At 70.7% G+C, this 13,198-nt stretch carries 12 protein-coding genes and 1 tRNA gene; 7 read left to right on the forward strand and 6 right to left on the reverse strand.

The genetic code is table 11. The features are described from left to right. Window positions 1-1,034: 1,034 nt before the first annotated feature. Window positions 1,035-2,996, reverse strand: a complete 1,962-nt coding sequence (locus tag ACWCQM_RS09255) for an acyl-CoA dehydrogenase family protein (protein ID WP_450914667.1) — start codon at window positions 2,994-2,996, stop codon at window positions 1,035-1,037. Between the two features lie 188 nt (window positions 2,997-3,184). On the opposite strand from ACWCQM_RS09255, the gene ACWCQM_RS09260 reads away from it, so the two are divergent. The 6 genes from ACWCQM_RS09260 to ACWCQM_RS09285 all read left to right on the forward strand — a co-directional run bounded on the left by ACWCQM_RS09260 (window position 3,185) and on the right by ACWCQM_RS09285 (window position 8,388). Continuing rightward, on the forward strand, window positions 3,185-3,808 hold the full coding sequence (locus ACWCQM_RS09260; protein WP_450914668.1) for a hypothetical protein: 624 nt from the start codon (window positions 3,185-3,187) through the stop codon (window positions 3,806-3,808). Window positions 3,809-3,989: 181 nt separating this feature from the next. Then, complete coding sequence (locus tag ACWCQM_RS09265) at window positions 3,990-4,970, forward strand: helix-turn-helix domain-containing protein (protein WP_450914669.1); 981 nt, start codon at window positions 3,990-3,992, stop codon at window positions 4,968-4,970. 139 nt (window positions 4,971-5,109) lie between these two features. Next, window positions 5,110-5,616 (forward strand): rhodanese-like domain-containing protein, encoded by a 507-nt coding sequence (locus tag ACWCQM_RS09270; protein ID WP_450914670.1) that lies wholly within the window; start codon window positions 5,110-5,112, stop codon window positions 5,614-5,616. Then, the gene (locus ACWCQM_RS09275; protein WP_450914671.1) at window positions 5,610-6,095 is read left to right on the forward strand and encodes an N-acetyltransferase family protein; all 486 of its coding nucleotides are present in this window, start codon (window positions 5,610-5,612) and stop codon (window positions 6,093-6,095) included. The genes ACWCQM_RS09270 and ACWCQM_RS09275 overlap by 7 nt, the downstream gene beginning before the upstream one ends. Before the next feature lie 423 nt (window positions 6,096-6,518). Beyond that, window positions 6,519-7,457, forward strand: a complete 939-nt coding sequence (locus tag ACWCQM_RS09280) for a MerR family transcriptional regulator (RefSeq protein WP_450914672.1) — start codon at window positions 6,519-6,521, stop codon at window positions 7,455-7,457. Between the two features lie 286 nt (window positions 7,458-7,743). Continuing rightward, window positions 7,744-8,388: a carbonic anhydrase gene (locus tag ACWCQM_RS09285; protein WP_450914673.1), complete on the forward strand. Its 645-nt coding sequence runs from the start codon at window positions 7,744-7,746 to the stop codon at window positions 8,386-8,388. An 18-nt stretch (window positions 8,389-8,406) separates the two neighbouring features. Here ACWCQM_RS09285 and ACWCQM_RS09290 read toward each other — a convergent pair whose 3' ends face one another. Continuing rightward, window positions 8,407-9,375, reverse strand: a complete 969-nt coding sequence (locus tag ACWCQM_RS09290; RefSeq protein WP_450914674.1) for an L-threonylcarbamoyladenylate synthase — start codon at window positions 9,373-9,375, stop codon at window positions 8,407-8,409. Window positions 9,376-9,952: 577 nt separating this feature from the next. Between ACWCQM_RS09290 and ACWCQM_RS09295 the strand changes: the two genes are divergently transcribed. Beyond that, complete coding sequence (locus tag ACWCQM_RS09295) at window positions 9,953-10,507, forward strand: DoxX family membrane protein (protein ID WP_450914675.1); 555 nt, start codon at window positions 9,953-9,955, stop codon at window positions 10,505-10,507. Between the two features lie 66 nt (window positions 10,508-10,573). Here ACWCQM_RS09295 and ACWCQM_RS09300 read toward each other — a convergent pair whose 3' ends face one another. The 4 genes from ACWCQM_RS09300 to ACWCQM_RS09315 all read right to left on the reverse strand — a co-directional run bounded on the left by ACWCQM_RS09300 (window position 10,574) and on the right by ACWCQM_RS09315 (window position 13,102). Then, entirely contained in the window at window positions 10,574-11,308 is a 735-nt protein-coding gene (locus tag ACWCQM_RS09300; RefSeq protein ID WP_450914676.1) for a DinB family protein, read from the reverse strand. 210 nt (window positions 11,309-11,518) lie between these two features. Continuing rightward, a complete protein-coding gene (locus ACWCQM_RS09305; protein WP_450914677.1) occupies window positions 11,519-11,926 on the reverse strand; it encodes a VOC family protein in 408 nt (135 codons plus the stop codon). Between the two features lie 198 nt (window positions 11,927-12,124). Next, window positions 12,125-12,198 (reverse strand) — tRNA-Trp (locus ACWCQM_RS09310). An 82-nt stretch (window positions 12,199-12,280) separates the two neighbouring features. Then, complete coding sequence (locus ACWCQM_RS09315; protein ID WP_450914678.1) at window positions 12,281-13,102, reverse strand: SDR family oxidoreductase; 822 nt, start codon at window positions 13,100-13,102, stop codon at window positions 12,281-12,283. Window positions 13,103-13,198: the final 96 nt, after the last annotated feature.

Below are 13,198 nucleotides of genomic sequence, written 5' to 3' on the forward strand. Positions count from 1 at the left end.
CTTCTGACATCACGACCCGATGTGGCGAAGCCGGTAGGCCACCGGATTTCCCTCCGCGGCTGCGGCTCTGGTCCAGTGATGGCCGCTGGAGCAGACGAGGCGGAAGATCTCGGAGATGTGCACGGCATCGCCCGGCCGTGCGAGTCTCGCCCTCCTCCACCACGCCGACGATCAGCGGTCGCCCGGCGTCGTCGTACGCCGTGGTCAGCATGTCGATATGCGGAGCGTTGATGTCTGCGCCGAAGGAGGCCTCGCAGTGGTCGCCCTGCCAGCGCCGTAACTCCTTCGTGGTCCCCCGTCACGATCAATGACGACCCATCGCGCAACTTCGCGATGGTCACGGCAACCGCCGCCACATGGTCCAGCGGAGGGCCCAGGAGCGCCCCTGTGACCGGGTCCCACAGGTGCAGCCCGTTGACCCCTGTGCCGACCGACAGAGCCCGCCCACCGTCCCTCACTTCGCCGGCAATGGCTGGTCCGTGATCGCGCCTGGGGACGGACGTCTTGAGGCGACACGGCCGAGGGGTGGGGCCCATGAGGGACAGGTGACGCCATGCCTGGCCGGCGCTACCAGGCGCCCCGCATGCCCCCTACAAGAGGTCAGCTTCCTGACGGACCGTCGAACTCATGGGGGACACCAGGGAAGTACCGTGTGCGGCCGGGTGCGGCCGGACAGAATCACCCGAAGCACTCATTGAAATGGACGACGGGCAGCATCAGTGCGACGAATGCCTCGGAGCGGCTGTTGCCCGCGGATCCATGGACGACGCGCTGCCGATTGCGGACGACAACATCACCCAGCCCCTCGGCGAACCCGACGAAACCCACCACCGCAGCCGCACCGTCGCCTGACGTGCTCGCACCCTCGCCTGAACGACGCAGAGGTCCGGGTCGGCCCTGTTCTCGTCATCCGTTCAGCACGTTGTACATCCGCCGGCCGGACCGAAAGTGCGGGTGCCCAAGACCCAGCCCCCTCCCCGGCCCGGACGGGCAGTCCGTCGTCGTCCTGGCCGAGGTGAGAAGGGGTCCGCGGATCAGCCCACCAGATCCGGCGCGCGCAGCATTTCGGCCGGGATTCCCCAGGCGTCGACGAGGTCGACGGCGAGGGGCCGGACCTTGCGGCAGAGGTCGTTCACCTCGCGGCTGATCGCCTTGGAACGCTGGACGGTCAGCCGGCCGTGCTCCATGAACCACGCCCGGTCGGCCTCGATCGTCGACAGGGCGAACAGATCGCACAGCAAGCCGAGCGCGACCTTGTTTCCGCTCTCGGGCACCGCGCGGACCTTGGCCACGAACGCCTCCAGCACCAGCCGCTCGACGTGGGCGTGGGCCACCGCGATGACGTGGTCCTGCACCTGCGAGAAGACGACGCCGGGATCGCGTTTCTGGTCGATCCCACGCTTGAGCCGGCGCGCCACGCCGGCGAGCATGTGCTCCTCGCGGTACCGGAGCATGGCGAGATGGTATTCCGAGTCGAGCAGCCCGGCTTCCTGGTCCCACTCGTCGCCGCCGGGCAGCAGGTCACGTACCCGTTCGAGCATCTTGTGGACCGAGGTCTTCTCGATGACCGTCTCGACGGCGAGGTTGGTGACGTAGCGGACCATCCCGAGCTGGTCCAGGTCCTCGAACTCGCTCGCGTAGTGGGTGAGCAGGCCCTTCGCCACAAGCTGCAGCAGGACGTGGTTGTCACCCTCGAAGGTGGTGAAGATGTCGCTGTCGGCCTTGAGGGCGGCGAACCGGTTGACGGCGAGATAGCCTGCGCCGCCGCACGCCTCGCGGCACTCCTGGACGACCTTGGTGGCGTGCCAGGTAGCGAGCGCCTTGGTGCCGGCGGCCCGCGACTCCAGCCGGCGCCGCGCCTGCGGGTCGTCCGCGATGCCGGAGAAGACGTCGTGCAGTTGCGTGCGCACGACGTCCTGCGCGAAGTGCAACGCGTACGTACGCGCGATGAGGGGCAGCAGACGGCGCTGATGCAGTCCGTAGTCAAGGAGCAGCTGCTCCTCCGTATCCGAGGCCGCCTCGAACTGCCGTCGCCGCACGGCGTACTTCGTCGCGATCACGAGGGCGACCTTCGCGGCGTTGACCCCGGCGCCGCCCACACTGACCCGGCCCTGCACCAGCGTGCCCAGCATGGTGAAGAAGCGGCGGTCGGGGTTCTCGATCGAGCTCTCGTAGACGCCTTCGGCGGTGACGTCGGCGAACCGGTTCAGCAGCGCCTCGCGCGGCACCCGCACGCCGTCGAACCAGATGCGGCCGTTGTCCACGCCGTTCAGGCCCATCTTGCGGCCGTCGTCCTCGATCCGGACTCCGGGCGCCGGCTCGCCGCCCACCCGGACCGGCACGACGAACGCGTGCACACCCTCTGACGTCCCGCCCACCTCCAGCTGGGCGAAGACGACCGCCAGCTCGGCGTGCCGTGCCGCGTTGCCGATGTAGTCCTTGCGCGCATGGTCGCCGTCGGTGGTGATGACGAACTCCTGGCCCTCGGCGTCGTACCTCGCGACGGTACCGAGCGCCTGGACATTGGATCCGTGCCCGGTCTCCGTCATCGCGAAGCACCCCATCAGCTTCCCGGTGATCAGGTCCGGCAGATAGGCGTCGTGGTGGCGTGCTGTGCCCAGGTGCAGGATCGCGCCCCCGAAGAGCCCGAACTGCACACCGACCTTGACCAGCACCGACAGGTCACCGAAGGCGAGCGTCTCGAACGCGGCGATCGAGGCTCCGATGTCGCCACCCCCGCCGTACTCGCTCGGGAATCCCATGCCGGTCTGGCCCGTCGCGGCCATACCGACCACCAACTCGCGCACCCGCTCGCGAAACGCGTCGACGCCGAGCTCGTCGGCCTCCTCGAGAACGGAGGCATACCGCACCAGGTTGGACCGGACGAGGTCGCGGATCCCCGCGTACTCGCCGTCGAGCACCTCGGTGAGTGCCCGGACGTCGACCTCGGGCTGCACGTACCCGCTCTCGGCAGTGGATGTGTTGTCAGTAGCCATGCCAGTTCGCTACCCTGCCCGGCGACGATCAAGCGGTCGGGCGTGGCCCTCGGAGCCGTACGAGGCAAGCGTTCACGTCACCACCGTCCTCGACATCGCTGCCGTCCTCGATCGGACGGGGCCGGACCTCACGGAGACGCCGACCGGGTCCGGGGAACCAAGCGCTCGGGGCCGCACGTCTCCCGTGCATGCTGACCATCCTGGGGATTCTCTTCGCCGTCGCGCCCGCCGTTGTCTGGCTGACGATCACCCGCACTCGCTTCATCGGCTTCGCGGTCGGCGGCGCGCTGCTCACCGGAGGCGGTCTGCTGGTCAGTGTCCAGCAGAGCTGGATCGGCGCTCCCAGACCCGACGCCCATCTCGTGTTCACGGTCCTGGCGCCTGTGCTCATCGCGTGCGGTGCGGGACTGGAAGGCCGGCACGAGGACTCCCCTCCCCCGGAATGGATTCCCCGCCGCAACGGAGCGATCGGCTTCCTGGGGACGCAGTTCGCCCTCACCCTAGTGGTCGGCCTCCTGTACGCCCTGATGATCAGCGAAGGCTCGGACGCCCCGTCGTCCAAGGCCCTCCCCGCATTGCCGCCAGGCATCACCCTGGTCGACGAAGGCACCAGCTGCGGTTCCGGCGGCTGCTCGCGCGTCGCGACGGTCACCAGCGAGGACGGCCTGTCCCACCCGGAGATCATCCGCGAACTGGGCCTCCAGCAGGAGACCTGCCGCTCCAGCGGCTGGCTGCTCGACTGGCGTGACGTGTGCGTCGGAGCCAGGGACGGCGGCAGGAACGTCACCGTCTACGCCAGCTGGGGATACTGAAGGAGCACATCGCGTCCTCCGGCCACAGCGTGTTCCGCGTCGCCATCGCGACGATCCTGAGCATCGGTGCTGTCCGTCCAGCCGAGGTGTCGGGCTCAGGGCACAGGGTTCAAGGGTCTCCGCCCGGCCGGCCGGCCTCCTCACGCCGTGGCCGTATTGAGAGGTTCGCTAACATTAAGCCATGGCAAAGAGGCATGTGGTCGCCGTTCTGGCTTTCGACGGCATGGCGCCCTTCGAGCTGGGCGTGGTGGTGGAAGTCTTCGGTTTGTCCCGACCGGAACTGGGCGATGTGCCCTGGTACGAGCTTCGGGTGTGCGCCGAGGAACCCGGCCGGGATCTCCAGGCGGTCGGCGGGTTCACGCTGCGCGCGGAATGCGACCTGGACGCGCTGGCCGAGGCGGACACGGTGATCGTGCCCGGGGTGGCGGAGACCGGAACGGAGGTCTCACAGGCCCTGGTGGACGCTCTGCTGCGCGCCCACGCCCGGGGGGCTCGCCTGGTGTCCATCTGCTCGGGAGCATTCGCGCTGGCGGCGACCGGCCTGCTGGAGGGCCGGCGCGCAACGACGCACTGGCGCTACGCCCGCGCCCTTGCCGAGCGCCATCCCGGGATCGAGGTCGACCCCGACGTGCTGTACGTCGACACCGGCGACGTCCTCACCAGCGCGGGCAGCGCCGCCGGCATCGACCTGTGCCTCTACCTGGTCCGGGCCGATCACGGTGCCGCTGTCGCCAACGCGGTGGCACGACGCTTCGTCGTCCCCCCGCACCGCGAGGGCGGGCAGGCACAGTTCATCGAGGCGGCGGTGGGAGACATCGATCAGGAGGACGACGGCGTCACGCGCAGCATGAACTGGGCGCTGCGCCATCTGCACACGCCGTTGTCCGTGCCTGCCCTGGCCGGTGCGGCGTACATGTCGGAGCGCTCGTTCGCGAGGCACTTCACCCGCCGCAACGGTGTGAGTCCCATGCGCTGGGTCATCACCCAGCGGGTGGCCGCCAGCCTGCCCCTGCTGGAGTCCGGCGAGGGCACCGTGGACGAGGTCGCCGCCGCGGTCGGCTTCGACAGCGCGGCGACGTACCGGCACCACTTCGGCCGGCAGATGCGGACGACACCGATGGCCTACCGAAGAACGTTCACCCATGCCGCGGCGTGCGGATGAGGCCCTCGGACGGGCTGGCGGAATCTTGGTGCTCCATGGCATGCGTGCCACTCGTGGGACCGGTGCCAGGGCCGGAGGATGGAGTCGTCGCCGGCCGGGCACCCTGGCTCGGCCCTGGCGGCCCCGTTCCGACCCGACCATGACGAAAGAGGTACCCCCCGTGCCTGCCATCGATTCCGCCGAGATCACCAGTGCCGTCCTGGGCGTGCCCGCCGCCGCGCCGGCCGAGGCCGCCGCTCATTACGCTGCCCGTCTCGCGTTCGAAGCGGATGTTTCCGACGTCCATGCCGATCTGGAGTCCGGCGCACCCGGAATCGTGGTGGTCGACACCCGCAGCAGTGCCGGCTGGGACCAGGGCCACATCCCCGGCGCCCTCCACATCCCGAGCGCACGGATCGCCGACCTGGCGCCGCGGCTCATCGACCCGGCCCTGACCGTGGTCACCTACTGCTGGGGCCCGGGCTGCAACGGCGCGACCCGCGCGGCGCTGGCCTTCGCCCGCCTCGGCTACCGGGTCAAGGAAATGCTCGGCGGCTTCGAGTACTGGGCGCGCGAGGGCTTCGCCTACGAATCCGCCACCGGAGCCGAGCAGCGCCCTGTCGACGACCTCACCGCCCCGCGTTCGGGCATCTCCTGCGCATGCTGAAGGACACCGGGCGGCCGGACGGCCGGATCCGTCCGGCCGCTTCGGCCGACCTGCCGGCGATCGCCCGCCTGTGCGCCGACCACGCTGACTTCGAACGGGCCGAACCCGTGCCGCCCGATCTCGCCGCCCGTCTGGAGCCCGTGCTGTTCTCGGCAAGTCCCAGGGCGTGGTGCCTCGTCGCCGAAAGCAGGGGCGAGTTGATCGGTTACGCCACCTTCTCCCTGGAGTTCTCCACCTGGCAGGCAACCGACTACGCCCACCTGGACTGCTTGTTCGTCACCGAAACGCACCGAGGAGGAGGGTGGGGGCGCGCTCTCATCAGTGCTGTGAAGGACGCGGCAGCGTCCCACGGCGCCGCGGCCCTCCAGTGGCAGACACCGGACTGGAACGCCGATGCCATCCGCTTCTATCACCGCGTGGGGGCCCAAGCCCGGTCCAAGGTCAGGTTCTCACTCCCCGTCCACGCTGCGGACGGCTGAACGCTGGACCGGAGTCGCTGCCCGTGAAACCAGCGAGAGCCGGTCAGCGCAGACGGCTATCGCAGTCACCCGCCTGCTGATCGGGGGCGCCAGCTCTCTCCGCGGTCCGTCACTTGGAGCGTCTCGAACAGCTCGCGATAGTGGGCTGGGGAACTGGGGCGAGATGGCCGGTGTGGGTCGGCACCGGGGGCGCCGGACGCGGGAACGGGCTCGGCTACCGGCCGCGCTGGAGGCACAGGCCCCGTTCATCCTCCTTTCCCGCCGCGATGACCGCGCCCCGGCGGCCCCCGGACGTCGATGAGCCGGCCTCGACTCGATGAGGAGCAACGGTCAAGACCTGTGGACCGGCGACCCGGCGGGGTAGAAACGCAGCGGGGAGATTCGGCTTGAGTCTCCCGTGGGGGGAGACGCGAGAGTGCAGGCATGGACGGCGACACGCTCTTCACGATCGGGGCCCTGGCCCGGCGGACCGGGCTGACGGTCAAGACCATCCGGTTCTACTCCGACACCGGAATCGTGCCGCCGACAGACCGCAGCCCGGCTGGCTACCGGCTCTATGACATCGGCGCGCTCGCGCGTCTGGACCTGGTGCGCACCCTGCGTGACCTGGGGCTCGACCTGGCCGCCATCCGGCGGGTACTGGACCGGGAGGTCTCGGTGCCCGAGGTCGCGGCCGCACACGCCGATGCGCTGGAGGTGCAGATCCGCACCCTGAGACTGCGGCGCGCCGTGCTGCGCGCGGTAGCCAAACGTGGTTCCACCCCCGAGGAAATGGACCTCATGCACAAGCTCGCCAAGCTCTCCGACCACGAACGCCGACGCCTCATCACCGACTTCATCGACGACACCTTCGGCGGGCTCGACGCCAACGCCGACTTCGTCGACATGATGCGCTCGGCCATGCCCGAACTGCCGGACGACCCAGAACCCGACCAGGTCGACGCCTGGGTGGAGCTCGCCGAGCTCACCCAGGATCCCGACTTCCGCGCCGCCGTCCGCCGCATGGCCGAGTACCAGGCAGCCGAGCGCGCCCGAGGCGACAGCACCGGCCTGCACCACGACCTCACCGAAACCGTCCGCGACACCATCGGTCGCGCCCTCGATGCCGGTATTGCTCCGGCCTCAGCCGAGGCCGCACCCACTGTCGACGCCCTTACCGCCCGCTATGCGCAGACCTTCGGCCGCGCCGACGACGCCGACTTGCGCCACTGGCTGCTGACACGACTGGAGATCGCCGCCGATCCCCGCACGGAACGCTACTGGCACCTGTTGGCCGTCATCAACGGCTGGCCCGTACCGCCCAGCCTGGCACCGGTGTTCACCTGGTTCACCGAAGCGTTGCGCGCTCGCGCCGGGCGGTAGCCTGGCCCTCGCGGCTCCAGTCACACCGCGAGGGTCTCGGGGCGCTCGACCGGGACGCCTTTCTCGAACATGGTGCCCACGCGGACCAGGGGCAGCAGGTGAGCACCGGTGGGCATCTCCACACCGGCAGCAAGGTACCCGTACGGGCCGGGACGCTGCGCAGCGCGCTGCGGTTTCGCATCGAGGCCGCTCTCGCCCGACGCCGCGGGGTGACAACGCGGCCGGTGCCGTCCCGCGGGACCGGTCGGTGCGACGGCCGGGAGGTGCCGCCTCGTAGGCTGAGGCCATGACTGAGATCACCCAGACTCCGACACCCCGCGACGCCTTCGAGCTGCTCATGGCCGGCAACCAGCGCTTCGTCGCGGGCACCCCCCAGCACCCGAACCAGAACGCCGCTCGCCGCACCGAGACCGCGCCCTCCCAGAAGCCGTTCGCCGTGATGTTCGGCTGCTCCGACTCCCGGCTGGCCGCCGAGATCATCTTCGATCGCGGCCTGGGCGACCTGTTCGTGGTACGCACCGCCGGGCATGTGACCGGGACCGAGGTCCTCGGCTCGATCGAGTTCGGGGTGAGCGTCCTGAACGCGCCCTTGGTCGTCGTCCTCGGCCACGACTCGTGCGGCGCGGTCGGCGCGGCCTCCTCCGCCCTGGAGAGCGGGCAGACGCCGGGCGGCTTCGTACGCGACATCGTCGAACGCGTCACTCCGAGCGTGCTGGCCGCCCGTGCCGCCGGACGCGAGAAGCCCGAAGAGATCCTTGCCGAGCACATCGAGCAGACCGTGGACCTGCTCCTGGAGCGCTCCCGCGTCCTGGCCGACGCAGTGGCTGCCGGCCGTCTCGCCGTGGTGGGGCTGTCCTACCGCCTGGCCGACGGCAGCGCCCAGCTCGTCGCCACCCGCGGCCTTGACGCGGCGGTCGCCGCCGCGTCCTGACCGGCTCACCGCGGCCGCTCACACGGAAGTGCGGGGCCCCGCAGCCCGGCGAAGCCGGTTGGCGATCGCCAGCCCCAGCCCTTCCTCCACCGGCAGGGAGGCGACGATGAGGTCGCACCCCTGCTGGTCGAGCTCGCGCAGGAACCCGTACAACCCGTGCGCGTAGGCGTCCAGCGCGCCGGGCAGGGCCACCACCGCGTGCGCCTGCACCTCGGCGCCGGCGAGCGAGGACGGGAGGAGCACGCCCACCTGCTGCCCCGCCTCCCGCGCGGTCTCGGCTTCGGCGACGACCTTCCCAGGCTCGACCAGGACGACCCGCGCACGCGGCGCGTAGTGCGACGGGTGCTGGCCCGGCACCCGGACACCGCTCGTGGACGGAACAGCGACCGGGTGTCCCAGCACCGCCTCGAGGTCCTCACGTGTCACCCCGCCGGGCCGCAGGATGCTCGGCACCTCGCCCGTGACGTCGACGATGGTCGACTCGACACCGACCTGGCAGGAACCGCCGTCCAGAATGAAGTCGACGGTGTTGCCGAGCTCCGCCCGGACATGGTCGGCCGTGGTGGGGCTGACCGAACCGAACAGATTGGCGGACGGGGCCGTGACGCCTCCGCCGAAGGCGGACAGCAGCGCACGAGCGACAGGGTGGTCGGGCACACGCACGGCCACCGTCTCCAGCCCACCCGTCGCCTCCAACGGCACCCGGTGCCCGCGCCGCAGGACCAGGGTCAGCGGCCCCGGCCAGAAGCGTTCGGCCAGCAGGCGCGCGGCAGCCGGCACCTCCGCGACCCAGTCGTCGAGCTGCCCCGCGGCAGCGATGTGGACGATCAGCGGGTGGGAGGGCGGACGGCCCTTGACCTGGAAGATCCGCGCGATCGCCGCGGGGTCCTCGGCGTTGGCGCCCAGACCGTAGACGGTCTCGGTCGGCAGGGCCACCAGGCCCCCGGCCCGCAGCACGCCCGCTGCCTGCTCGATGTCAGTGGCCATGGCTGTCACTCTCGTACTTCCCTCACCGTTCCGCTCTCCCGCGTCCATGGTTCCGCCGGCTCATGACGACGACACCACGCACGCCCTACAGCCCTCATGATGCCTCCCACCGGCGGATGGCCCGGTCACACCGGCCGGTCCCCCACCCGCGCAGGACCGCAGAGTTCGGGCCGAACGTGGTGCGGCCCCGGGTGCCGGGCAGGTGCCGGGGCCGTCGGCACGGCACGCCGAACGCCCGGCGTAAGGTTCGTCGCCGTACGCGGCGACGCCGCCGCCCGGGAGCGGCGCCCGGGATCAGCGCCCGCGCCTGTGGGGGCCGCGCTTCGGGTCAGCGACCGCTGGGACTCGTACGGGGCGAGGCACTCACCCGCGTGGAAGACCCCCCTTCTCTTCGAGCCAGCCGGCGAGGGCGTTCAGAGCGTCCGGAGCGATGCCGTGGCCGACCGGACCGACAGGCCGAAGGCACGGCGGGGACACCCCCGCGATCACATTGTTGAAGTTTCACGCATGTCTGATACGTTCGATGAACAGCTTGAAGGTTCAAGCTTTCATGTCCCCGACAGAGAGACCTGCGCTTATGTCTGCCGCCCTCCACACCACCGACTCCCCCACCGGCGCCGGCGCCGTCCAGTCACGGAGCACCTCGCTCCACGCGTACGACGGCGGCCTGCTCGTGCTGCGTCTGGCCCTCGGCCTGACCGTGGCCGCGCACGGGGCTCAGAAGCTGTTCGGCTGGTTCGGCGGTGGCGGGCTCAAGGGCACCGGCCAGTTCTTCGAGATGAGCGGCTACCCGGCGGGCGAGACGATGGCCCTGATCGCCGGAGCGAGCGAGACCCTCGGCGGGCTCGCCCTCGCGCTCGGGCTGCTCACACCCCTCGCCGGCGCCGCCGTCTTCGGCACCATGATCAACGCGCTGGCGGTGAAGTGGGGCGGCGGCTTCTTCGCCCCCGAGGGCGTCGAGTACGAGCTCCTGCTGGCAGCCGGTGCCGCGGGACTCGTCCTCACCGGCCCTGGCAGGCTCGCGGTGGACCGCTGCCTGCCCGGCCTGCGGGCACACCGTCTCGGCTACGGCGTGGCCGCCGTGGCGCTCGGCGCGGTGAGCGCGGGGCTCGTCCTGCTCATCCGCAACTGAGCGACTCCGGATCGCGCGGAGCACCGTCGGCCCGGCCGACGCTCACCCACCGCCCCGGCCGGGCCCTCAGCGTCCGGCCGGGGGCCGCTGCCGTCCACGGCCCGCTCGCCAGAGGTCGCGGAGCAGAGCGATCTCGGCCATGTGGTGGATGAATTCGAGGTTGGCCCCCGCCAGCACGGTGATGTACGGGTCGTCGGGGTCGGAACCGTACGGGTACTGCGAGAAGCCGACCGTGTCGAGCTGTGCGTCGGTGATGGCGCCGACGCCGGTGCGCCAGCGGTCGATCAGGGCCCAGAAGCGCTCCAGCGCCACGTCGGCGGAGGGAGAGAAGTCGACCAGCAGCTTCGGTTCGTGGCGGCGCTCGCCGAAGGTCCACTCCCACTGGCCCGCGAAGCAGGAGTGCAGGTGCCCCAGCCGCCACGCGATCGTGGTGATCGGCACCTCGTCGGGCTCCGGCTCGCCGATGTGGGCGAGGACCTGCTCGACACGCTCGACGCTCACGCTCCAGTCGTCGGCGATCTTGGCGACCGTCATACCCCCGGCCGCCTGCCGGGCGATCTCGGCGTACTCGTTCGCCGGGATGTCCGGGGCGCCCTTGTCGAGCACCCACTCCCCGGGCCCGTACGCCCTGGGCGTCGTCGCCTCGTCCCGGCGCCGGATCGACCAGGAACCGGCCGCCGGCTCCCAGAGGTACTCCTCGTCGCCGAGCCCTCTCAGCCTCACCTGGGCCATCTCCCTGGCCTGGTCGAACTGGTCGAGCAGCAAGCCCAGACGGTCGGTACGCGGGCCCTGGGTATCCATGCACGGCTCCTTCGTCATCCCGTCCCGCACCTCACCACGAACAGGCGGAAGTTAACGGCTCCGCGCACCGGGCGCGACCGAATTTCCCGGCCCGCAGAGGGGTGCGGCACCGGACGTACGCCACCGGCCCGGGGCCCGGCCGAACGTGCGCCCGCGCACTGTGCGCATGGGGCGAGCTCGCTCCACCGGCGCCCCGGGGGCACAGGAGGCTTACTGCCCGCTGATGTTGACCATCCAGGCGATACCGAACTTGTCCGTGCACATGCCGAACACATCGCCCCACATCTGCTTCTCCAGCGGGACGGAGACGTTGCCGCCCTGCGTCAGCTTGTCCCAGTAGCCGCGCAGTTCTTCCGCGTCGTCGCCGCTGAGGCTCACCGCGAAGTTGTTTCCGGGCTTGTGCTCAGCCCCCGGGGGGTTGTCCGCGCCCATCACCGTGAATCCGGAGGCCGTCTCGAGCGTGCCGTGCATGATCTTGTCGCTGTGCCCGGCGGGGGCTCCGCCCTGGTCGCCGTAGGTGTGCAGCGTGAGCTTGCCACCCAGAGCGCTCTTGTAGAACTCCAGGGCCTGCCGAGCGTCGCCGGAGAAGCTGAGGTAGGGGTTGAGCTGAGATGCCACAGTTTTCACCTTTCATGACGGTTTATCAGCGTCGGCAGCCTACGCTCGCCATGAGAGAGAACGGACAATCGAGAGTTCATGGTCGCTCGCCCGGCCGATGGGTGCGACCGACGCCCTCAGCCGATCACCCCCGGCGCCGCGATGCGCACGGGCCACGAGCCGACGTCGGCGCGCCGCGGGTAGCTGGGACGGGAGGGGCGGAGCCGGCCGGAATCGAACCGGCGTCCTCACGGTTCTGGAGACCGGCGCGACGACCTCTGCGCTACGGCTCCGCCCCCGGCCCACAATCGAGTCCCGGAGCCGGGGACGGGACCACGCGGTTGTCGAGGCGCCGCTGAAGCGCGTGGCACGTCGTCAGCCGAGGCGCCCCGCGATGGCGGCGACCACACCTCCGTCGACCAGCAGATCGGTACCGGACACGAACGAGGCGGCGGGACCGAGCAGGAACTCGGCGGCTGCCGCGATGTCCGCCGGGGCGCCGGCCCGCTTGGCGTTGGAGGCGTCGATCATCATGCGCATGGCCGCGCCACTGTCGCCGTCGAGCTCCGCCCGGCCCATCGGCGTGGAGATCACTCCGGGGCTGATCGAGTTGATACGGGCCCCTCTCGCGCCCCAGGCCGTGCTGGCGGCCCGCACGCGCAGCAGGTTGGCGTGCTTGGCGAAGCTGTAGGCGGCGCCGCTGTCGCTGAAGGCTGCCTCCGCGCAGATCGGCAGGGCCAGCAGGTCGTCGGCCGGGGTTTCGGCCAGCTGCCTGGCCTCCTCGGGCGGGGGTCCGGGCCGCATGTGGCCGGCCATGCTGGCGATGACGATCCCCGCCCCGCCCTCCGCCACGACCTGGCCGAACTCTTCGAGGACCAGGGCCACGCCCAGCAGATCGACGGCCAGGATCGCCGGCACGGGGGCCTGCACGGGCGACAGCCCTGCCGTGTGTACGACGGAGCGGACCTCGCCCAGCGAGGCCGCCGCCCCGGCCAGCGCGGCGACCGATGCGCGCGAGGTGACGTCCACCGGCCGGGCGGTCACGCGATAACCCTCCCCTTCGAGCTGGCCGGCGACGCTCTCGATGATCGCCTTGTCGTGGTCGGCGATGACCAGTTGGGCGCCCGGGCCGATACGGCGCGCGATCGCCTGGCCCATGCCCCCGACTCCGATGACGACGACCACCTGCTGTGTCATGTGTGCCCCTTCGCGCCGGACCCTGCCGAGTCCTGCTGATCTCCGTGGGCCGAGCAGCCCAACATGTGTCTGTTATACAACACACGTCGGGGAAGT

Source organism: Streptomyces sp. NPDC002125 (assembly GCF_053593715.1).

Bases quoted from the DNA above. Each gene is read 5' to 3' on its own strand.
- ACWCQM_RS09255 (WP_450914667.1), bottom strand. From the start codon at position 2,996: ATGGCTACTGACAACACATCCACTGCCGAGAGCGGGTACGTGCAGCCC.
- ACWCQM_RS09260 (WP_450914668.1), top strand. From the start codon at position 3,185: ATGCTGACCATCCTGGGGATTCTCTTCGCCGTCGCGCCCGCCGTTGTC.
- ACWCQM_RS09265 (WP_450914669.1), top strand. From the start codon at position 3,990: ATGGCAAAGAGGCATGTGGTCGCCGTTCTGGCTTTCGACGGCATGGCG.
- ACWCQM_RS09270 (WP_450914670.1), top strand. From the start codon at position 5,110: ATGACGAAAGAGGTACCCCCCGTGCCTGCCATCGATTCCGCCGAGATC.
- ACWCQM_RS09275 (WP_450914671.1), top strand. From the start codon at position 5,610: ATGCTGAAGGACACCGGGCGGCCGGACGGCCGGATCCGTCCGGCCGCT.
- ACWCQM_RS09280 (WP_450914672.1), top strand. From the start codon at position 6,519: ATGGACGGCGACACGCTCTTCACGATCGGGGCCCTGGCCCGGCGGACC.
- ACWCQM_RS09285 (WP_450914673.1), top strand. From the start codon at position 7,744: ATGACTGAGATCACCCAGACTCCGACACCCCGCGACGCCTTCGAGCTG.
- ACWCQM_RS09290 (WP_450914674.1), bottom strand. From the start codon at position 9,375: ATGGCCACTGACATCGAGCAGGCAGCGGGCGTGCTGCGGGCCGGGGGC.
- ACWCQM_RS09295 (WP_450914675.1), top strand. From the start codon at position 9,953: ATGTCTGCCGCCCTCCACACCACCGACTCCCCCACCGGCGCCGGCGCC.
- ACWCQM_RS09300 (WP_450914676.1), bottom strand. From the start codon at position 11,308: ATGGATACCCAGGGCCCGCGTACCGACCGTCTGGGCTTGCTGCTCGAC.
- ACWCQM_RS09315 (WP_450914678.1), bottom strand. From the start codon at position 13,102: ATGACACAGCAGGTGGTCGTCGTCATCGGAGTCGGGGGCATGGGCCAG.